Annotated in this window: 21 protein-coding genes and 1 tRNA gene; 7 read left to right on the top strand and 15 right to left on the bottom strand. The window is 61.8% G+C overall.

The genetic code is table 11. The features are described from left to right. Positions 1-4: 4 nt before the first annotated feature. Together FJ419_RS26715 and FJ419_RS30930 are read left to right on the top strand one after the other, a co-directional pair. Positions 5-721: a Bax inhibitor-1/YccA family protein gene (locus FJ419_RS26715; RefSeq protein WP_140700268.1), complete on the top strand. Its 717-nt coding sequence runs from the start codon at positions 5-7 to the stop codon at positions 719-721. 174 nt (positions 722-895) lie between these two features. Beyond that, entirely contained in the window at positions 896-1126 is a 231-nt protein-coding gene (locus FJ419_RS30930) for a hypothetical protein (protein ID WP_181170820.1), read from the top strand. A gap of 418 nt (positions 1127-1544) precedes the next feature. Here FJ419_RS30930 and FJ419_RS26700 read toward each other — a convergent pair whose 3' ends face one another. From FJ419_RS26700 to FJ419_RS26670, 7 genes are all read right to left on the bottom strand, one after another. After that, entirely contained in the window at positions 1545-2366 is an 822-nt protein-coding gene (locus FJ419_RS26700) for an MBL fold metallo-hydrolase (protein ID WP_140700266.1), read from the bottom strand. A 3-nt stretch (positions 2367-2369) separates the two neighbouring features. Beyond that, entirely contained in the window at positions 2370-3164 is a 795-nt protein-coding gene (locus FJ419_RS26695; RefSeq protein WP_140700264.1) for a TatD family hydrolase, read from the bottom strand. Next, on the bottom strand, positions 3164-4714 hold the full coding sequence (metG, locus tag FJ419_RS26690) for a methionine--tRNA ligase (protein WP_140700262.1): 1551 nt from the start codon (positions 4712-4714) through the stop codon (positions 3164-3166). Before metG ends, FJ419_RS26695 begins: the two co-directional genes overlap by 1 nt. A gap of 127 nt (positions 4715-4841) precedes the next feature. Further along, a complete protein-coding gene (locus FJ419_RS26685; RefSeq protein ID WP_140700260.1) occupies positions 4842-5897 on the bottom strand; it encodes a DNA polymerase III subunit delta' in 1056 nt (351 codons plus the stop codon). Beyond that, the gene (tmk, locus tag FJ419_RS26680) at positions 5894-6568 is read right to left on the bottom strand and encodes a dTMP kinase (RefSeq protein WP_140636683.1); all 675 of its coding nucleotides are present in this window, start codon (positions 6566-6568) and stop codon (positions 5894-5896) included. The genes FJ419_RS26685 and tmk overlap by 4 nt, the downstream gene beginning before the upstream one ends. Before the next feature lie 72 nt (positions 6569-6640). Next, positions 6641-7819: a D-alanyl-D-alanine carboxypeptidase family protein gene (locus FJ419_RS26675; RefSeq protein WP_140700258.1), complete on the bottom strand. Its 1179-nt coding sequence runs from the start codon at positions 7817-7819 to the stop codon at positions 6641-6643. Positions 7820-7941: 122 nt separating this feature from the next. After that, entirely contained in the window at positions 7942-9204 is a 1263-nt protein-coding gene (locus tag FJ419_RS26670; protein WP_140700256.1) for a septal ring lytic transglycosylase RlpA family protein, read from the bottom strand. A 559-nt stretch (positions 9205-9763) separates the two neighbouring features. On the opposite strand from FJ419_RS26670, the gene FJ419_RS26665 reads away from it, so the two are divergent. After that, positions 9764-9853: transfer RNA gene (locus FJ419_RS26665), tRNA-Ser, on the top strand. A gap of 85 nt (positions 9854-9938) precedes the next feature. On the opposite strand, the gene FJ419_RS26660 is transcribed toward FJ419_RS26665, so the two are convergent. From FJ419_RS26660 to FJ419_RS26645, 4 genes are read right to left on the bottom strand one after another with little or no spacing between them, the layout of a single operon-like run. After that, complete coding sequence (locus FJ419_RS26660) at positions 9939-10556, bottom strand: hypothetical protein (RefSeq protein WP_140700253.1); 618 nt, start codon at positions 10554-10556, stop codon at positions 9939-9941. Between the two features lie 50 nt (positions 10557-10606). After that, positions 10607-11047, bottom strand: coding sequence for a hypothetical protein (locus FJ419_RS26655; protein WP_140700251.1), 441 nt, complete (start codon positions 11045-11047; stop codon positions 10607-10609). Continuing rightward, a complete protein-coding gene (locus FJ419_RS26650; RefSeq protein ID WP_140700249.1) occupies positions 11034-11642 on the bottom strand; it encodes a hypothetical protein in 609 nt (202 codons plus the stop codon). The genes FJ419_RS26655 and FJ419_RS26650 overlap by 14 nt, the downstream gene beginning before the upstream one ends. After that, a complete protein-coding gene (locus tag FJ419_RS26645; RefSeq protein WP_181170819.1) occupies positions 11639-12376 on the bottom strand; it encodes a TIGR04255 family protein in 738 nt (245 codons plus the stop codon). The genes FJ419_RS26650 and FJ419_RS26645 overlap by 4 nt, the downstream gene beginning before the upstream one ends. 142 nt (positions 12377-12518) lie before the next feature. On the opposite strand from FJ419_RS26645, the gene FJ419_RS30925 reads away from it, so the two are divergent. From FJ419_RS30925 to rimO, 4 genes are all read left to right on the top strand, one after another. Continuing rightward, entirely contained in the window at positions 12519-12671 is a 153-nt protein-coding gene (locus FJ419_RS30925) for a hypothetical protein (protein WP_181170822.1), read from the top strand. Positions 12672-12766: 95 nt separating this feature from the next. Next, positions 12767-13174, top strand: a complete 408-nt coding sequence (locus FJ419_RS26640) for a DUF930 domain-containing protein (RefSeq protein ID WP_140700245.1) — start codon at positions 12767-12769, stop codon at positions 13172-13174. A gap of 269 nt (positions 13175-13443) precedes the next feature. After that, the gene (locus FJ419_RS26635) at positions 13444-14130 is read left to right on the top strand and encodes a TerC family protein (protein WP_095765435.1); all 687 of its coding nucleotides are present in this window, start codon (positions 13444-13446) and stop codon (positions 14128-14130) included. Between the two features lie 178 nt (positions 14131-14308). Continuing rightward, on the top strand, positions 14309-15622 hold the full coding sequence (rimO, locus tag FJ419_RS26630) for a 30S ribosomal protein S12 methylthiotransferase RimO (RefSeq protein WP_140700243.1): 1314 nt from the start codon (positions 14309-14311) through the stop codon (positions 15620-15622). 76 nt (positions 15623-15698) lie between these two features. Here the strand turns inward: rimO and FJ419_RS26625 are convergent, their stop codons facing one another. Genes FJ419_RS26625 through FJ419_RS26610 form a run of 4 tightly spaced genes read right to left on the bottom strand, consistent with a single transcriptional unit; the run spans position 15699 to position 20442 of the window. Continuing rightward, on the bottom strand, positions 15699-16766 hold the full coding sequence (locus FJ419_RS26625) for a BMP family ABC transporter substrate-binding protein (RefSeq protein ID WP_140700241.1): 1068 nt from the start codon (positions 16764-16766) through the stop codon (positions 15699-15701). A gap of 51 nt (positions 16767-16817) precedes the next feature. Further along, positions 16818-17738: an ABC transporter permease gene (locus FJ419_RS26620; RefSeq protein WP_140700239.1), complete on the bottom strand. Its 921-nt coding sequence runs from the start codon at positions 17736-17738 to the stop codon at positions 16818-16820. Next, positions 17738-18868 carry an ABC transporter permease gene (locus FJ419_RS26615; RefSeq protein WP_140700237.1) on the bottom strand — a complete coding sequence of 377 codons (1131 nt, stop codon included), beginning with the start codon at positions 18866-18868 and terminating at the stop codon, positions 17738-17740. Before FJ419_RS26615 ends, FJ419_RS26620 begins: the two co-directional genes overlap by 1 nt. Then, entirely contained in the window at positions 18865-20442 is a 1578-nt protein-coding gene (locus tag FJ419_RS26610; protein WP_181170818.1) for an ABC transporter ATP-binding protein, read from the bottom strand. Before FJ419_RS26610 ends, FJ419_RS26615 begins: the two co-directional genes overlap by 4 nt. Positions 20443-20725: the final 283 nt, after the last annotated feature.

The following is a 20725-nucleotide window of genomic DNA, read 5'->3' as shown; positions in this document are numbered from 1 at the left end:
CCGAATGAACAGCCCCAATCTGGGATACCGAATGGGCACCGGCGTCCAGGCCGGAGCCGTCTATGACGAGGGCCTGCGCAAGCACATGCTGCGCGTCTACAACTATATGGGCCTCGGTCTCGTCGTCACCGGCCTCGTCGCCTTCTTCGTGGCCTCGACGCCGGCGCTCTATGTGCCGATCTTCTCCAGCCCGCTGAAATGGGTGGTGATGCTGGCGCCGCTCGCCTTCGTCATGCTGTTCTCGTTCAGGATGCAGACCATGTCGGCCGCGAGCGCGCAGGCAATGTTCTGGGCCTTCTGCGCGGTCATGGGCCTGTCGCTCGCCTCGGTGTTCCTGGTCTTCACCTCGACCAGCATCGCGCGCACCTTCTTCATCGCCGCCACGATGTTCGGCGCCACCAGCCTCTACGGCTACACGACCAGGCGCGACCTGACGCAGTTCTCGTCCTTCCTGGTCATGGGCCTGATCGGCGTGGTCATCGCCAGCCTCGTCAACCTGTTCCTCGGCTCGACCGCCCTGCAGTTCGCCATCTCGGTGATCGGCATCGCCGTCTTCATCGGCCTCACCGCCTGGGACACGCAGACGATCAAGGAGCAATATGCCGAGAACTTCGATGCGGAATCGCAGCAGAAGCTTGCCGTCTTCGGCGCCTTCTCGCTCTATCTGAACTTCATCAACATCTTCCAGCTGCTGCTGAATTTCACCGGCGAGCGCGAATAGGCCGGACCGCAGCAGGCAACACGACCGACCTCGGCACGGCCGGAGGGAAACCTCCGGCCGTTTTTTCGACTGCGCACCAAGCGCCCACGACCAAGGCGATCTGCCTGCCGCGCTTGAGTTCACGCACGGCCTTTTGCTAGCCTGCCGGCCAAACCAGCCAGCCGCGAGGACGCAATGGACCAGCTGACGCTTCACGCTGACGGCATTTCGGCGACCATCGACGGCACCGAGCTTCTGTGGCAGGCCGGCCGACATGGCAGCGGCCAGAACATTGATGCCGGACAATGTAGCCACGGGCGGCGGCCGCGTCGGGTCGGCCAGACTCAAGGACTGTTCTATTGCCGTTTCAGGAAGTCGACCATCAACGACGCGGCTTGGTTGGCATGCGTTTCCAGCAGGAAATGAGGCCCGTCGAGGATGTGTGCTTCCATCCTCGGCAGGGCCTCCATCCATGACAGCGTCTCTGCCAGGTCCAAGAACGTGTCATGCCGACCACAGCATCAGGGCGCGAGGCTGCCGGCGCTGCAAATAGTCGGCGATCGCGTCCGAAGCGTTCCAAGCCGGAAATGACGTCCTTGAGGTTGGCAAGGAAAACGGACTGTTCATCAGCCGGAAGACGGCTTGAATCACCCCTCTGTTGCCACATCAGAAAGTCGCATAAGATAGATTATGGAACTAAGCATTTGGGCGCCGACCCGAGAATTGCCTCGGCTTTCGTCATTGACGACATACGCTGTGGACTGGCTGTGCGCGCCACTTCGCGAATTCGGGCTACCGGCTAAACCATAAATGGCGAGCTGCGATGCCAACTGAGCAGTTGCCGCTATCGCTCTGACTCGTAAGGAATTTCGATCACCATGCCGTCATAGGCCGGCGCCACGTGCTCCGGCGTTTCGGCCATCACGGCGGCATAATCCAGCGGCACATGCATATGGGTCAGCACGGCGTTCCTCGGCGTCAGCTTTTCGATCCACTCCAGCGCCTGGCCGAGCGATAGATGGCTGGGATGGGTGTTGTACTGCAGCGCATCGATGACCAGCGTGTCGAGGCCGCGCAAACGCTCAATGGTGGCGTCCGGGAAGCCGCTGATATCAGGGCAATAGGCAAGCCCGCCGATGCGGAAGCCGAGCGAGATGATGTCGCCATGGAACTGCGGCAGCGGCTCAAGGGTGAGGGCGCCCCCCTCGCCTTCGATCACGACCGGCCTGGCGTGATCGATGATGTGAGCCTTGACGATCGGCGGATAGGAACTGCCTGGCGGCGTCTCGAAGCAATAGCCGAACGCCTGGCGCAGCCGCAGCGTGGTCGGCTCGTCGGCATGGATGTCGATGCAATGGCGTTGCTCGAGCACATAGCCGCGCAGATCGTCGATGCCGTGGATGTGGTCGGCATGCGGATGCGTGTAGACGACTGCGTCGATGCGCTTGACCGAGGCCAGCAGCATCTGCTCGCGGAAATCCGGCCCAGTATCGATGACGACCGTGGTGCGCGCGCCGTTGGCGGCAATCCGCTCGACCAGCGCGGCCGTGCGCATGCGCCGGTTCTTCGGGTTCTTGGGGTCGCAATTGCCCCAATCTCCGGTGATGCGCGGCGTGCCGGGCGATGAGCCGCAGCCAAGAACAGTAAAGCGCAGCCGGTCGCTCATGCCTCAGCCCGCAGCCGTTTCGGGACGCGGCATCTTGGTGAACAGCCTGAAGAAGTTCCCGGTGGTGATATCGGCGATCTCGGCCTCGCTGACGCCGATGGTCTCGGCGAGCACCCTGGCCGTGTTCGCCACATAGGCCGGTTCGTTGCGTTTGCCGCGATGCGGGACCGGCGCAAGGTAGGGCGCGTCGGTTTCGACCAGCAGCCGGTCGCGCGGGACGTCGGCGGCGATGGCGCGCAGCTCGGCGGAGTTCTTGAAGGTCAGGATGCCAGAGAAGGAGACATAGCCGCCCAGCGCCACGCCGACTTCAGCCAGCCTGCGTCCGGACGAAAAACAGTGCAGGATGAAGGGGAAGGCACCCTTCCCTGTTTCGTTCTCGAGGATCGACGCCATGTCGTCGTCGGCGTCGCGCGAATGGATGACCAGCGGCAGGCCGGTCCGGCGCGCAGCCGCGATATGGGTGCGAAAACCCTGCGCCTGCGCATCGCGCGGCGCCTTGTCATAGTAATAGTCGAGCCCGGCTTCGCCGATCGCCACCACCTTGGGATGGCCGGAAAGCCGCACCAGCTCGTCAGTGGTGACGTCGAGCTCTTCCGCCGCATTGTGCGGATGGGTGCCGACAGAGCAATAGACCTCATTGAAAGATTCAGCGATTTCAATGACCTGCTGAAATCGTCTCACGCGCGTTGAGATCGTCACCATGCGCCCGATCCCGGCGGCGAGAGCGCGGGCGACGATGGCCGTCCGCTCCTCGGCGAAGTCCGGAAAGTCGAGATGGCAATGGCTGTCGACCAGCATCAGCTATTGCCATCCTGCTCGACATAGCGCGGAAACACGCCCTCCGGCGCAGGCAAGGCAGTGCCTGGCTCCAGCGCGTGGTCGGCATGGACGTGCTCGAAAGCGCGGCTCTCAGCAGGCACTGCCAACAGGTCGAGCAGCTTGGCGGCCGATCCGGGAATGAAGGGTTGGCAAAGCAGCGTCACCCGGCGCACCAGCTCGGCCGTCGTCCACAGCACGGTTTCCATGCGCTCCGGATTGGTCTTGCGCAGCGCCCACGGCTCTTGAGAGGCGAAATAGCGGTCTGCTTCGGCAACAACACCGAAGATCGCCGCCAGCGCCAGATGGATGCCCTGCTCCGCCATCGCCCGGCGCGAAACGGCCAGCGCTTCGACCGCCTGGTCGAGGATCGCCGTGTCGGCCTCGGCAAGGTCGCCGCGCGCCGGCACCTTGCCGCCGCAGTTCTTGGCAATCATCGACAGCGAGCGCTGCGCCAGATTGCCGAGGCCGTTGGCAAGATCGGCATTGGTGCGGTTGACGATCGCCTCATGGCTGTAATTGCCGTCCTGGCCGAATGGCACCTCGCGCAGAAAGAAATAGCGCACCTGGTCAACGCCGTAATGCTCGACCATCGTGAACGGGTCGATGACGTTGCCGACCGACTTCGACATCTTCTCGCCGCGGTTGAAAAGGAAGCCATGGCCGAAGACGCGCTTCGGCAACGGGATTCCCGCCGACATCAGGAAGGCCGGCCAATAGACGGCGTGGAAGCGCACAATGTCCTTGCCGATGATGTGCGCATCGGCAGGCCAAAACCGCCATTTCTCATCGTTTTCATTGGGATAACCGACGCCGGTGATGTAGTTGGTCAAGGCGTCGACCCACACATACATCACGTGTTTTTCGTCGCCCGGCACCGGCACGCCCCAGTCGAAAGTGGTGCGCGAGACCGACAGATCCTTCAGCCCCGATTTGACGAAGCTCATCACCTCGTTGCGGCGCTCGGCCGGACCGATGAAATCGGGCTGGCTCTCGTAAAGCGCGATCAGCCTGTCCTGGTAGGCCGACAGCCGGAAGAAATAGCTTTCTTCCTCGACCCATTCCACCGGCGTGCCCTGCGGCCCGTAGCGGACATTGTCGGGGCGAACCTCGGTCTCCTCCTCGCCGTAATAGGCCTCGTCGCGCACCGAATACCAACCGGCATAGCCGCCCTTGTAGATGTCGCCATTGGCGGCCATCGCCTTCCAGATCGCCTGGGAGGATGCATAGTGCCGCTCCTCGGTGGTGCGGATGAAATCGTCGTTGGAAGCGTTGAGCGCGGTGGCCATGCGCCTGAACTCGGCCGAGTTGCGGTCGGCGAGCTCGCGCGCCGCGATGCCTTCCTTGCGCGCTGTTTGCAGCATCTTGATGCCGTGCTCGTCGGTGCCGGTCAGGAAGTAGACGTCCTTGCCGTCCAGCCGCTGGAAGCGGGCTAGCGCGTCGGTGGCGATCAGCTCATAGGCATGGCCGATATGCGGCTTGCCGTTCGGGTAGGAGATCGCGGTGGTGATGTAGAATGTATCGCGTGACATCAATGAACCGTCATGAATATCTGAATGTGAGTTGTGGCGGTGGATATCGCATCGGAACGTCGATTGCCATCCCGAGGCCAATGCATGCCGCCCAAAACTGGGCCAACGGCATGCATCGAACGAGCCGTCACATTCGCATCGCAGAATTCAGGCGGTCGATCATGGTCAGGGCGTGCTGCTTCTTGTCGAGGTTGTAGGTCTCAGCCTCAGATATCGTGTTCAGCGCCTCGTGCCAAGCCTCGGACAGGGTTTTGGCCCGGGCGAGATCGCCGGCCAGCGCGGCGTCACTGGCGGCGGTCGAAAGCAGGTCGAGCGCTCGGCGGTTGAAGATGTCGAACTGGATCGCCTGGTCGCGTCCCGCCACGGCTTCGGCAAGGCGATGGGCGCCGGCAATGTCGGGCTTCCTGGCCGCCACCAGTGCGTCGAGCGCGCCTGCGATCTCCAGCCCTCCATATTGGGTGAGCAGGATCGCGTTGCGGGCGCTGCCCCCTGCCCGCTCGGCCAGCGCTGCGCGCGCGCCCGGATCCTCCGGCGGCGGCGGCTCGACATTTTCCAGCACCGCCATCAGCTCGTCGGCGGCCAAAGGCGCCAGCCGCACCATCTGGCAGCGCGAGCGGATCGTCGGCAACAGGCTGCCCGGCGCGTGCACCACCAGAATGAACAGGGTGCGCGCCGGCGGCTCTTCGAGATTCTTGAGCAAGGCATTGGCGGCGTTAGTGTTCATGTCGTCGGCCGGATCGACGATGACGACCCGGTAGCTGCCGTCATGCGAGGTCATCGACAGGAAGCGGCTGACCTTGCGGATCTCGTCGACGGTCAGCACCGTCTTGAAGCTCTTGGTCTTCTCGTTGGCCGGACGGGTGAGATGCAGCACCGAAGGATGCGCGCCGGTGGCAATCTGGCGAAACAGCGAGGAGGCCGGATCGGGAACGGCAAGCGTATCGGGCGCCGTCTTGAAATCCGGATATCTCAGAAGATGGTGCGCCATGTGGAACGCCAGCGTCGCCTTGCCGATACCCTGCGGCCCGGCGAAAATCAGCGCATGCGGCAGCTTGCCGGCGCGGTAGGCGCTGGCAAGCATCCCTGCCGCCGATGCGTGGCCGATCAGCCGCGGCGTTTCGGCAGGCTCGGGTACGCCGTCCAGCGTGTCGTGCTGTTCGGGGGCGATACGTTCGAAGATCATGCCGGCGCCGTCTCGATCCTTTGCGCCGGCATCCGCTCTTCCAGCGCCGCGAAGACGGCGGCGGTGACGACGTTCTCCACCGTGTCGGGATCGGCGGAAGCGTCGATGACGATGCAGCGCTCCGGCTCCGCCGCGGCGATGGCCAGGAAAGCCTCGCGCCGCCGCCGGTGGATGGCCAGGGTCTCCTTCTCGAAGCGGTCGGCGGCGTCACCGGCGCCACGCCGCGCGGCGGCCCGCTTCAGGCCTTCAGCGGGATCGATGTCGAAGATCAGCGTCATGTCGGGCATCATGCCGTTGATGGCCACGGCCTCCAGCGCCTTCATGAAATCGGCATCAAGCCCGCCGGTGACGCCTTGGTAGACGCGCGAGGAATCGATGAACCGGTCGCACAGCACGATCGAGCCGCGCTCGACCGCGGGCCGGATGACCTGCTCGACGTGGTCGGAGCGCGCGGCGGCGAACAGGATCGCCTCCATCTTCGGGCCGAACGGCTCGGCCGCCCCGGACAGAAGCACATGCCTTACGGCTTCGGCGCCGGGCGATCCACCCGGTTCGCGGCTGACCAGGACCTCGTATTTCTTGGCGCGCATGCGCCGCGCCAGCCGCTCGATCTGCGTCGACTTGCCTGCTCCTTCGCCGCCCTCGAAGGTGATGAAAAATCCACTCGCCAATCGAGATTGCCTCTGCTCGCGCTGGCCGCTGTCATAGCTCCCGTCCGACAAAAGGTCCACGAACTTGCCCGATCACAAATGTTTCTGCCGCAGCCAGCCGACAGCGAGTTCCTTGGCCGCGTCCAACGCGCGCTGCGGCAGCGTGCCCACCTTCACCGATTCTGCGGCATAGAGCGGCGTCTGCTGGCTCAGCGTCTCGCCTATCCAAACGCGCAATTCCCCGACCGGTTGCCCCTCCTCGACCGGTGCCGACACCGGACCCTGGTAGACGATCCTGGCGGTCAGCTTGTCGCGGTTGGCTATCGGCAGAAAGATGTCTACCGGACCTTTCGCTTTCAAGGCCAGGCCGGATTTGGCGCCGCCGAAAACCTGCGCTTCGCCAACCACCTCGTCCTTGGCGAAGATCTCGGTCTTCTGGAATGACCGCGAGCCCCATTCGAGCAGCTTGCGCGCCTCTTCGGAGCGCTCGCGGTCATTGGCCAGTCCGCTGAGGGCGGCGATCACGCGCGTGCCGTTGTGGCCGACGGTGCCGACCAGGCCGAAGCCCGCCTGCTCGCTGGCGCCGGCCACGAAGCCGTCGGCTTCGATGCCCATGGCGATCAGCGGATTGCGGTTCCTCTGCGAGATCTTGTTCCAGGTGAAGTCCGGCTGGCCGTAATAGTGGAAGAACTCCGGATAGTCGCGCCACAGATGCAGCGCCAGCATCGTCAGCTCCCGCACCGTCGTCTGCTGCCCGTCGGCCGGCAGGCCGGTCGAATTGACGAAGGTCGATTTCGAGAGGCCGAGCTGGCGGGCGCGATCGGTCATCTGCGCGGCGAAATTCGCTTCCGAGCCCGCCAGTCCCTCGGCAAGCACGATACAGCCGTCATTGGCGGCCTGCACCGTGACGCCCTGGATCAAATCCTCGACGCGGACCTCGGATTTGAGCTTGGCGAACATGGTCGAGGTACCGGACGGCGCGCCGCCGGTGCGCCAGGCGTTTTCGCTGACGACGAAACTGTCGTCGAGCGTGATCCGCTTCGACTTGATGGCATTGAAGACCATCTCCATCGTCATCAGCTTGGCCATCGAGGCCGGCGGGATCGGCTTGTCGGGGTCCTTGGCGAAGAGCACGGTGCCGGTGTCGGCATCGATCATGAACGCCTGCGCCGCCTTGGTCTCGAAGAGCTGCGCGCTGGCCGGGGCGGCGCAAAGCAACGCCAGCGCCAATCCCAGAAGGCTGGCGAAAGGCGGAAAGATGCGGAACTGCATGAAATGTCGACCCGATCTGAGCAACCCGGAAAGCGTAGAGCCGCTCCAGAATGCGCAAAGACTACCCCGCGGCCAAGCTATCAGGGTTTTTTCGGCCGGATCAACGGGCAGCGCGAATTTGATCAGTTACGCACAACCAGCGCGTCCGGGGCGCCATGCGACCAGGCTGCCTGGAGCAGGTCGTCGACGCTGCCATGGCCGTCCGGATAGACATTGACCGCATACCAGTCATTGCCGTCGAGCTCGGTGCGCTGGATCTCGGTCCGGCCGAACGGCTCGAGCGCTGCTGCCACGCGCTTTGCCTTCACGGCCTCGTCGAAGGAACCGGCAGCGACGTAGTCGGACGCAGGCGTCTGTAGCTCTCGGTTCGATTTCTTCCATGAACGCAGGATATCAGCCGCCGACATGCCGCCGGAATCGAGCGCGGCAAAGACATCGGCGCGCTCTACCCGCTCATCCGCGTAAGACAGGGAGGCCATGGCGAAGGGCGAGTTCGGCGGAAGCGTGAAATCCGGCCGTTCCGGCACGATCGGACCGAAATCCGGCAGCGCGACATCGCTGGCGCCCGGGACGGCGAATGCGGCCGGCTGCACGGCCGGCTGATCCGAAAGCCCCGGCTGCGCTGCAAAGGCCTGCCCCGAATTGGTCAACTCGCCCGGAAACGGCGCGGCCGCCGGAGACGCCGCCACCGGCACGCTCGGCGACGGGCCGTTCATGGCCACCATCACGCCGCTCGGCAGGCCGTCCGAAGGATCCGGCCGGTTGTTGCCGGGATGGTAGGAGGCCACCAGGTACTGGTCGTCATCGCCGTCGAGCGGCGCGCGGCCGACATATTCCACTTTCACCCTGGCCGTGCCGACCTTGTCATAGTCGAGCATCTGCGCCGCGCGTTCGGAGACGTCGATGATGCGACCTTCGTGGTAGGGGCCGCGATCGTTGACGCGCACGATCACCGAGCTGCCGGTCTCCAGATTGGTGACGCGGGCATAGCTCGGCAGCGGCATCGTCGGATGCGCTGCCGTCAGATGCGTCATGTCATAGACTTCGCCATTGGCGGTCAGGCGGCCATGAAACGCATCGCCGTACCAGGAAGCCAGGCCGACCTTGGCGTAGCCCTTGTCTTCCTTGGGATAGTACCATTTGCCGCGCACTTGATAGGGCTTGCCGAGCTGGTCGCGGCCGCCGCCGCGCCGCATGAACTGGACACGCGGGCTCGCCTTCACGCCATATTCGGATTCGGCGAAATATTCCTTGGAGCGGCCCTTCTTGTAGACCATCCCCTTCGGTTCGGGTTGCGAGGCGCAGGCAGCCAGCAGTAGGCCCGAAAGGGCGCACAGGGCGAAAGCAGAAGCGCGACGAAGACGCGGGCGCGTCAGGGTCTGCATGTCTCGATTGTCCCCTACCGTGCTGTCACCAGACGGGACCAGAAGTCGCCCGCCAGGCCAACACCTTGATCCCCAATCTCTTTTGCACAGGAATTGCTTATCACGATGTTAATCGATTATGGCCGCAACAGGGCGAGATTATGGCGAGACATAGGAACTGGGCGATGATCAAGCGGCCGTCGCGCCATAACGGTCGCTTCAAAGCATCACCACGGCCACGACTGTCGGGCGTGGAGGCCGGCCCGACCGGGTTGCCGGTCTGTTATCGCGGGATCGACCCGTTGGCGGCGACCTGCGAGAGCTTCTCGCGCTTCGTCAAAACAGGTTTCTCATAGATTTTCTTCATAATCTTCCCTCTTTGAGATATTTGCAGATGCCAATTGGCAGCGTGTTGGCTGCATTGTCAATGCATGCACCGGCTATCCGCCACCTCCAAACAACATTGGGCCATTCCTACGATTGACAGATCTTTGCACGGCGCACTAGAGCATGGGCGCTTGCGTTCCTGCCGGCAGGGCTTTGCTGTCGGCAGGACGAAGCGCCTCGTGAAGATCACGATGGAGGGATGGCCGAGCGGTTTAAGGCACCGGTCTTGAAAACCGGCGTGGGCGCAAGTTCACCGTGGGTTCGAATCCCACTCCCTCCGCCACAAACCAATTGATTTTCGGGATGCGACGGGATGCAACAGGTCGTCGAGCACGTGACGCCAACCCTCTCGGCAATCCGAACATCTGCTACCGGACCGATCGCATCGCCCCGTAGAGAGGGTGTTTGGCATCCGGTGGGTAAGTTACTCTTTGAGAGAATATGATCTTCCAAGGCGTCGTTGCGGGATTTTCGGGCGCATCCGGGAATTTCAAATGCGTATCGAAATAGAAGACGAGAAGACGGTAGAAATCCGCCCTGACAATAAATTCATCAATATCTTTTTTGTATAACTTCTTGTCGCCATACATGTCTGGGTGCTCATGAAGCGCGATAATATTCGGTTCAAAAGCTGCGCCTCCTTTTGAAGAGTGCAGGACGATCCAGTGGACTATCTTGTTGCGCCTGTCATCAATGCCACTAAGTGCCTTCGCGAGGGACAACCAAAACGCGTCGTATTCCTCACCATAGGAAAGCGCTATTAGCTTCCCGATTGTATGAATTCTCGCCCTGTTATTGAGGATGGCTGAGAACGCGACAAACCCAAACTTATGACTTTTGGCCCCCAGCAGATGGACAAATAGGAGCCCGAGCATTCTTTCGAGGTCGGCATAGGTATTGATTGCGGTCGCACGCGATAAATTGAAATCGTTTGAGGCTTTGTGCCTTTTTGCAGCCTCATCCTCGCCGGTCGGTTCGTGAACCAATTTGCCCCTGTTTGAATGTTTGCTGCTCAGCAGCAGCCTTGTTATCGTGGCTATGGAATCGAAGAGTTTAAAAACCAATCAGACCAAGCATCAGTAGCCAGCGATTCGAAAAGTTCCAAATCATCAGCGGGATAGCGACGAACTGCTACGTGCGCGTCGTTGTCCGGTTCCGGTTCATGGACTACCCGGATCTGGTGACCGCGTACTTTGCACGCGGAACGAATTTCGCTCACTTTGCCCTTGGTGAATCCACTCTTCGGCGTCACTCTAAGCGCGCTATTCCTGATCGCCTGCACCGCCGCTGCAAGGGAGTTGGGTTGAGCCACAAAATACTCAATCCAAGTTGCCGAAAGATAGGGTTCACCCTCCCGGAGTGCGAAGACTTCCGGCATCACCCCGATGACATCGTCCGTGCCGTCAGCTTTCCGCAGCTTGGAGAATGGCACGTACCGAAGAATATGATGGTCTTCCGCAATCCTATCGTCCGCCATCTGAGAACCATTGCTGCGGACTATAGGCTTCTAACACCATCGGAAGACGAACAATTTTGGTCTGGCCGGCAGCAGTTTCACAACCAGCATCGGTTTTCGTCGAAACAACCCAGCGGATCCAGTCATTCGGTTTGCAGATAATTGTGAGCCGGTTATCCCCAGTCGTCCACGTCGCAACCAAGTTCCCGTCGCTTGTTGCTGCAAGTCCTGGTCGTCGAGCCTTAAGGAAGATTAGCATTCGCACGAAGGTCAAAGATGACCCTGAAATGATCGGCTTGTCATCCTCGTGCCACTCTTCCAGCTCCAAGAGACTGTCAACCTGCTTAAAAAGTAGGTTCCTCCACTCCGGCGACAAAAGATGCATCGCAACCGTGTTCGTGGTGACTTTGAAAACTGCTTTCGAATTTTCAAGAAGGGTGCTCAGGTGTTTGTCATTGCCCTTGGGCTTTATCGCGCCCAATGGCTGGAGTGAACGCTTAAACGCGTTCGAGACGGTATCATTCAAGCTAGTAGAATAAACCCCTGCTCCCGGGCTTACTGGAAGTTCCGATGGGGTGTTAGGAGCGATGATTGTATTGTTGATCGATACCGTCATCGAAACAATTTCCGTGCCTGATCGGTTATGCAGAGTTCAAAGATGGTATTCTTCAACGTGCGAGCTTCGTCTAGAATCGGAAGAATATCGGCAGCTTTGGAGGGTATGTCGCGAGTTCGATAAACGTCAATATCTAACAAAATGGACGTATGGTTTAGCAGTGGCGGCTCTAGCACAAGCGTTGAGGTAATGTTGCAATCCCAATTTGGGTTCGCGGTTGGCATTGAAGCCTGCACTAAAAAGCCTGACATTGGGCGATCGGCGATCATCGGGACGTTGGGTTGGACCCTTAGATAGTCACGAATGTCGATGTGTTCGATGCCAGCCGTTGGAATATCTATCCGGTTAACATAGCGCACCCCGGCACGCCTGATATTTTTGCCCGTCTGGCCCTTGGACCAAACGCGCCAATTCCTTGCCACGCGGTCGTTTAAATATTCCCACCCCGGGTAAGGAGCGAGTCGCGCTACGAGCATGCTATTGTGAGCGAAAATGACGATGTCGGCTTGATCATCAGATGTCCGGCGGAACCGATCTGGCGATGGGTCCGAGTGAAAGGTAGGAATGCCGCCCGAAGTGTCAACGCTGACGTCAAAAGCCTTTTCGACCGTTTCGTTTTTGTAATCATCGGCTACCTTGCGCGACATCGCTTGAAGGTCGTCAAACGAAACATTCACAGCCGAAACGAACTCCACGACAGCTTCGACGATTGGCGGTCGGCTGTAGGATTTCACCAAGTTTCCCCCTCCTTTGGCATGTCCTGGTGCCTTCTATAGCGGCGAGGTTAGCGCCGGTCGAGCGTACCGGGCGCACAAAGTTCACCTATTCAGGTATCCGCTGCTCAGCGCCCCAGGGCGGGCATCATCCTCCGGTCCTATGGATGGCATCGCCGACGCAGTGAACCCCTTTTGCGGCTACATTGTCGTTGAGGCCGAGACGATAGAAGCTGCCGCCCGCCTCTTCGAGAATCCGCATTTCTCGGTCTTTCCAAGAGACGGCGTGGACATCATGCTCTTCCTCACCGGGTGACGAACCGTTTGCAGACGGTGCATTCATTGGAAGCGAAGCGGCGCTGGCGACCGACAGTTGGTAAAGTACCGTTTATTTGATTTATCGGACAAAATATGCTGCTTGTCGCGCCCATGAAAAAGCTCTGCCTGATGGTTCTGGCGTCGCTGGCGCCGGTCTTGCCGGCCAAGGCGATGGACAATGCGTTGCGCGCCGGCCTGATGAAACTCGATCCGCAGACTCGCCTCGAGCAGCGCTGTGACGCCGAGGTGCTCGACCGGATCAGCCACGACGATCGCAACTACAAGGCCGACCGCGTCGTGGCCTACGCCTTCGCCACGCCGCAGATGAGCGCCGATGCCATCAAGAGCTCGGGCGCCGCCTTCCGCAGCAATGGCCAATGGTACCGGCTGAAGTTCAAATGCCAGACCGCGCCGGACCATATGCAGGTGCTGCAGTTCCGCTACAGGATCGGCGACGAAATCCCGGAATCCGACTGGGCCAAATATAATCTCTACGACTAGAGCAATTCCAGGGAAAGTGCCTAGCGGTTTCCCGTCTGGAATTGCGTCAAAACAAAGAGATAGAGCGGTTCGCCGTTTCCGTGAAACGATGAAAACGCTCTAGTTTTCGGCCTCGCCAGCTTGCCGGCGACTCCCTAAATCCTTGAGGCTTGCGCTGCCGGCCTTGTTTTCCGGCGATGTCCAACCCTTCGTCTTGACGCCGAGGGACCGTGCCTTTAGGCCCGTCCGGGTAAAGGGCTACGCTCATTTCAGGCAAGGATTTCTAGTCGATGGAAATATTCACTGCCGCAGGCCTTTCGGCTCTCCTCCAGGTCGTCGCAATCGATCTCGCGCTTGCCGGCGACAACGCTATTGTGATCGGCCTCGCGGCAGCCGGCCTTCCCGTCGATCAGCGCAAGCGCGCCATCCTGGTCGGCATCGCGGCAGCCACTGTCCTGCGCATCGTCTTTGCCCTGATCACGCAATGGCTGCTGAGCATCGGCCCGATGCTGCTCATCGCCGGCGGGCTCCTGCTTCTGTGGGTATGCTGGAAGATGTGGCGCGAGCTGCGCGTCAGCCACGAGGATGAGCGCGACGCGACAGAAGCGCTGTCGAACGGCGATTATAACAAGGACGGCAAAATCGCCGGCAAAGGCCCGCGCAAGACCTTCTCTCAGGCTGCCTGGCAGATCGTCATCGCCGACGTCTCGATGTCGCTTGACAACGTGCTCGCCGTCGCCGGCGCAGCCATGAAGCATCCCACGGTGCTGATCATCGGGCTGGTCCTTTCGATCGCGCTGATGGGCTTTGCCGCATCCTTCGTCGCGCGCCTGCTGCACAAGTACCGCTGGATCGCCTATGTCGGCCTGCTGATCATCCTCTATGTCGCGGTGAACATGCTTCTGGGAGGCGCCGTGCAGCAGTTTCCCGACCATTTTGCTTTCCTGGCGCCCTGGTTCGGATCGGACGGCCACTGACGTTCTTTCAAGGCGAGCATCTGCCGCATCGCCTCTTGTCGTGGCCGGCTGGCAGGTTTGCTTCTGTGCCGAAGCGTGCTATTGCGCCGCGCGAAATGGCTCAAAGCCGCGCGCCCTAGATCGATCTTCGGAGCCTGAGGCTCCTCGATCTCGCCCTCATCTCTTGGAAAACAAATTTATGTCCGCCCCACGCGTCAGTTTCGTCAGTCTTGGATGTCCGAAGGCGCTCGTCGATTCCGAGCGCATCATCACGCGGCTCCGCGCCGAAGGCTACGAGATCGCACGCAAGCATGATGGCGCCGACCTCGTCGTCGTCAACACTTGCGGCTTTCTCGATTCCGCCCGCGACGAGTCGCTCAACGCCATCGGCTCCGCCCTTTCCGAGAACGGCCGCGTCATCGTCACCGGCTGCCTCGGCGCAGAGCCGGAGGTCATCCGCGAAAAGCATCCCAACGTGTTGGCGATCACCGGTCCGCAGGCCTATGAAAGCGTGATGGCCGCGGTGCACGAGGCGGTCCCGCCCAGCCACGATCCCTATGTCGACCTGCTGCCGCCGCAGGGCGTGAAGCTGACGCCGCGCCACTACGCCTATTTGAAGATTTCCGAGGGCTGCAATAACCGCTGCACTTTCTGCATCATTCCGGCGCTGCGCGGCGATCTCGTCTCGCGCCCGGCCGCGGACGTGCTGCGCGAAGCCGAAAAGCTCGCCAAGGCCGGCGTCAAGGAGATCCTGGTCATCTCGCAGGACACCAGCGCCTACGGCATCGACATCAAGTACCAGACGTCGATGTTCGGCGATCGCGAGGTGCGGGCGAAATTCCTCGACCTCGCCGACGAGCTCGGCAAGCTCGGCATCTGGATACGCATGCATTATGTTTACCCCTACCCGCACGTCGCCGACGTCATTCCGCTGATGGCGGAGGGAAAGATCCTCCCCTATCTCGACATTCCCTTCCAGCACGCGTCGCCACAGGTGCTGAAGAACATGCGACGCCCCGCGCACGGCGAAAAGACGCTGGACCGCATCCGTGGCTGGCGTGAGGTCTGCCCGGACCTCGCCATCCGCTCGACCTTCATCGTCGGCTTCCCCGGCGAGACCGAGGACGATTTCGAGATGCTGCTCGACTGGCTGGACGAAGCCAGAATCGACCGCGCCGGTTGCTTCAAATACGAGCCGGTCAAGGGCGCGCGCTCCAACGATCTCGGGCTGGAGCAGGTGCCGCAGGAGGTCAAGGAAGCGCGCTGGCACCGCTTCATGCAGCGCCAACAGAAAATTTCGACTGCGCAGTTGGCCAAGAAAGTCGGCAAGCGCCTGCCGGTGCTGATCGACGAGGCGCATGGCACATCCGGCAAAGGCCGTACCAAATACGACGCGCCGGAGATCGACGGCTCCGTGCACATCCATTCGCGGCGGCCGCTGCGCGCCGGCGAGATCGTCACCATCAAGATCGACCGCGCCGACGCTTACGATCTTTACGGCTCAGCGGTCTGACAGCCCGCGCGTACCCACGCAGCTTAAAAAAGGGCGCCTGTGGCGCCCTTTTCGTTTCGGTTCAGCGATTTGCCGCTTACTGCGGCAGCTTGTCGTCGATGCCCTTGACGTAGAAATTCATGCCGAGCAGCGTGCCGTCATCGGCGACCTCGCCGTCCTTCAGCCAAGGCGAACCATCCTGCTTGGAGACAGGTCCGGTGAAGGGGTTCCAGCCGCCGGCGATCTTCTTCTCGGTCGCCTCGGCCATCGCCTTCACGTCGTCGGCCATGTTGGTGTAGGGGGCGAGCTTGACCGCGCCGTCCTTGATGCCGAGCCACACATTGTCCGGCTTCCAGGTGCCGTCGAGCGCCGCCTGGACGCGGCTGATGTAATACGGGCCCCATTCGTCGGTCAGCGATGTCAGCTGCGCGTGCGGTGCGAACTTGATCATGTCGGACGACTGGCCGAAGCCGTGCAGCTTGCGTTCCTCGGCGACCTGCAGCGCAGCGGTCGAGTCGGTGTGCTGGACGATGATGTCGGCGCCCTGGTCGAACAGCGCCTTGGCGGCGTCGGCTTCCTTGCCGGGGTCGAACCAGGAATTCACCCACACGATCTTCACCTTGAAGTCGGGATTGACCGACTGCGCGCCGAGCATGAAGGAGTTGATGCCCATCACCACTTCCGGGATCGGGAAGGAAACGATGTAGCCGGCGAGGCCCTTCTTCGATTCCTTGGCCGCGATCTGGCCGAGCACATAGCGGCCTTCATAGAAGCGGGCGTTGTAGATGCCGAGATTGTCGCCGGTCTTGAAGCCGGTGGCATGCTCGAACATCACCTTGGGAAACTTCTTGGCGACCTTCACTTCGGCATCCATGAAGCCGAAGGAGGTGCCGAAGATGATCTTGCACTTCTCGCGTGCCAGGCGCTCGAAAGCGCGGTCGGCGTCCGGGCCTTCCGAGACGTTTTCGAGATAGGCGGTCTCGACCTTGTCGCCGAGCGCCTTCTCGACTTCGAGCCGGCCCTGGTCGTGCTGATAGGAATAGCCGAAGTCGCCGATCGGACCCGTATAGACCCAGCAGGCCTTGAGCTTGTCGGCGGCTTGGGCGGTTGCCGCCAGGGACAGGGCCGCGGCCGTGGTCATCAACGCAATAAGCAGTTTTTTCATTGTGTTACCTCTCTGAGTTAAGCCTTGGAGCTTCCCGTCTTTTTGTTGTTGTCAACGATCCGGAACAAATGGCTGCCCCAATGAAGCCGGCGTGTTCATCATCGTCAGCCGCTTGTTGCGCGAGATTAGAACGAGAACCGCGACGGTTGCCAGATAGGGCAGCGAAGAAAGAAACTGCGAAGGCACCGGAATGCCAAAAGCCTGTGCATGAAGCTGGCCGATCCACACCGCGCCGAAGATATAGGCGCCGGCCAGCACCCGCCACGGACGCCAGGAAGCGAACACCACCAGCGCCAGCGCGATCCAGCCGCGACCCGCGCTCATGTTTTCCACCCATTGCGGCGTGTAGACCAGCGACAGGTGGCCGCCGGCAAGGCCGGCGCAGGCGCCGCCGAAGATCACGGCGAGATAGCGGTAGCGGATGACCTTGATGCCGAGCGCATGCGCCGACGTATGGCTGTCGCCGATCGAGCGAAGCGTCAGACCCGTGCGCGTCCTGAACAGGAACCACATCACCGCCGCGGTCAGCGCGATCGAGATGTAGAAGACCGGGTCCTGGCCGAAGACCAGCTTGCCGACCACCGGGATCGAGCTGATCCCCGGGATGTCTAAATTCGGCAATCTCACGCCCGGCTGGCCCACGAAGCTGGTGCCGATCATGCCGGAGAGACCGAGGCCGAGCAGCGTCAGCGACAGGCCGGTGGCCACCTGGTTGGTCGCGAGAGACAGCGTCATGACGGCGAACAGCAGCGAGAACAGCGCGCCGACGATGATCGCGGCAAGCAGGCCGATCCACGGCGATCCGGTGAGGTAACCGGCGCCGAAGCCGCCGACGGCACCCATGATCATCATGCCCTCGACGCCGAGATTGAGCACGCCGGAGCGCTCGACAACCAGCTCGCCGATCGCCGCGATCAGGAGCGGCGTCGCCGCGGTCGCGATGGTCAAAAGGATGTTGACGGTGATGTCCATCAGCGAGCCTCCTCGAGCTTGGGCGCCGCTTCGAGCTGCGCCGCGCCGTTCGGCTTCGTTAGCGCCATGCCGATCAGGCGAATGCGGTAGTGGATGAGCGTGTCGCAGCCGAGCACGAAGAACAAAAGCATGCCCTGGAACACGCGCGCCACCTTGTCGGAAATGCCGAGCGCGCTCTGCACCGCTTCGCCGCCGAGATAGGTCAGCGCCAGCACCAGGCCCGCCGCGACGATACCCAGCGGATTGAGGCGCCCAAGGAAGGCGACGATGATGGCGGTGAAGCCGTAGCCGGGCGAGATCACCGGCTGCAACTGGCCAATGGCGCCGGAGACCTCGGAGATGCCTGCCAGACCGGCCAGCGCGCCGGACAGAAGGAAAGCGAAGAACACCATGCGGCTGAAGCCGAAGCCGGCAAAGCGCCCTGCCCTTGGGCTTGAACCCAGCACGCGCACCTCGAAGCCTTTCAGCATGCGGCTCATCATCAGCCAGACCAGCACGGCGGCAACCAAGGCGAAGACAAAGCCCCAATTGGCTCGGCCGGCGTCGGGCATCAGCTCGGGCAGCACCGCCGAGTCGCCGAACTGGATCGTCTGCGGGAAGCCATGGCCTTGCGGATCGCGCCACGGGCCGCGCACCAGCCAGTCTAGGAAAAGCTGCGCGACATAGACCAGCATCAGGCTGGTCAGGATCTCGTTGGTGCTGAATCGGGTCTTCAAAAGCGCCGGGATCGATGCGTAAAAGGCGCCGCCGACCATACCGAGCAGAAGCATCAGCGGGATCACCAGCGGGCCTTCGAACTGCGGGAACAGCACCGGGATGATCGAACCGAAGATCGCGCCGAAAATGAACTGGCCTTCGGCGCCGATGTTCCAGATATTGGCCCTGTAGCAGACCGAAAGGCCCACCGCGATCAGGATCAGCGGCGCTGCCTTGATCGCCAGCTCATGCAACTGCCAGACCTGGCTGACCGGCTCGACGAAATAGATCTCGAAGGCGTTGAGCGGATTGACGCCGAGCAAGGCGAACATGATGGCGCCGGCAATGATCGTCAGCGCGAAGGCGATGAAGGGCGACAGCATCGAGAACAGCGCCGAGCGCTGCGGGCGTTTGACGAGTTCGATGCGCATCATGCCACCTCCATCCTGTGTTCGGCGTGGCCGGGCTCGGCGCCGCCCATCAACAGGCCGATCCTCTCGAAAGTCGCCTCGGCAATCGGCAGCGGCGTCGACAATTCGCCGTTGTGCATGACGGCGATCGCGTCCGACAGCTCGAACAATTCGTCGAGATCCTGGCTGATGACCAGGACAGCGGAGCCGCTGCGGGCGAGCTCGATCAAAGCCTGGCGAATGTGAGCGGCAGCACCGGCGTCGACGCCCCAGGTCGGCTGGTTGACGACCATGACGCTCGGCTTGCGGTCGAGCTCGCGACCGACGATGAATTTCTGCAGATTGCCGCCCGACAGCGCGGCGGCTTCCGGATCCGGCGCGCTCTTGCGCACGTCCATGGCGGTGATGATGCGCTGGGCGGCGCTGTAAACGGCGCTGTTCTTGACCATGCCGCCCGAGCCGACGAACGACTTGCCGTCGGTGGCATGGCGCGAGAGCAGCAGGTTCTCCGAAAGCTTCATGCGAGGTGCTGCGCCATGGCCGAGGCGCTCTTCCGGCACGAAGGCGGCGCCCATCAGCCGCCGGCCGGTGATCGACAGGCCACCGGCGTCCTTGCCGCGGATGCGCACGGAACCGGTATCCTGCTGCAGCACCTCGCCGGAGACGGATTCGAAGAACTCGCCCTGGCCGTTGCCGGCCACACCCGCGATGCCGATCACTTCGCCGGCACGCACGGTGAGGTTGATGTTCTTGAGCGGGATGGCGAAGGGCGTCGCCGGCTTGCGGTTGAGGCTGCGGATTTCCAGTAGCGCCGGCGCCGTTTCGATGCCTTCGGCCGGCGCGCGAACCACGGCCTTCACCTCGCTTCCGACCATCATGCGGGCAAGCGATGCGGCCGTCTCCTCACGCGGGTTGCAATGACCGACAACCTTGCCGTGGCGAAGCACCGTGGCGCGGTCGCAGATGCGTTTGACCTCTTCCAGCCGGTGCGAGATGTAGAGGATCGACTTGCCTTCGGCGCGCAAGCGCTCCAGCGTCTCGAACAGCTTGTCGGCTTCCTGTGGCGTCAGCACCGAGGTCGGCTCGTCGAGAATGATGAGCTGCGGTGTCTGCAAGAGGCAGCGGATGATCTCGATGCGCTGGCGTTCGCCGACCGAAAGGTCTCCGACCAGCGACTCCGGATCGAGCGGCAGGCCGTAGCTGTAGGACAATGCCCTCGCCTTCGCGGCGATGCTGCTGATTGGCGAGCCGTCATTGAGCGAAAGCGCGATGTTCTCGGCCGCGGTCAGCGCTTCGAACAGCGAGAAATGCTGGAACACCATGCCGATGCCGAGCTTCTTGGCCGCGCCCGGGCTGGTGATCTTGACCGGCTTGCCGTCCCAGAAGATCTCGCCCGAGTTCGGCTCGAGTGATCCGAACAGCATCTTGACCAGCGTCGACTTGCCGGCGCCGTTCTCGCCGAGCAGCGCGTGGATCTCGCCTTTTGCGATATTGAGATCGACGTGATCGCACGCCGTCAGCGTGCCGAATATCTTGGTTAGGCCGCGAACCTCGAGCAGGTTCGCCCTGTCATGATTTGCACTCACAGTGCCTCCCATCCGGTTTCCCAGACATGTTCTGTGTTCCCGAAAGCATGGTATGCGCGGCCGGCTCCAGTCGGAAAGCAGCACCCGACTTGAAAGAGCTTCAAGAATTTCAGCGGAAACTCAAGGGCTAAGATAGATCCGTGGGGAACGACAGCAAATCAACAGCGCTTTTCAGGCAATCCGTGCCTTCGGGCGCGGCAAGTCGCTGAAAAACAGGGCAGCCGGCTAGGTGTGGGTGCTGAAAAGTGTAAAGCGACGTCCCGCCCCGGAATTGCGATAGAGTGGTACGCCGCTT

The organism is Mesorhizobium sp. B2-6-2 (assembly GCF_006440615.1).
Lineage (GTDB): Bacteria > Pseudomonadota > Alphaproteobacteria > Rhizobiales > Rhizobiaceae > Mesorhizobium.
The sequence above is the reverse complement of the archived record's forward strand: the minus strand, read 5'-3'. Positions and strand labels throughout refer to the sequence as shown.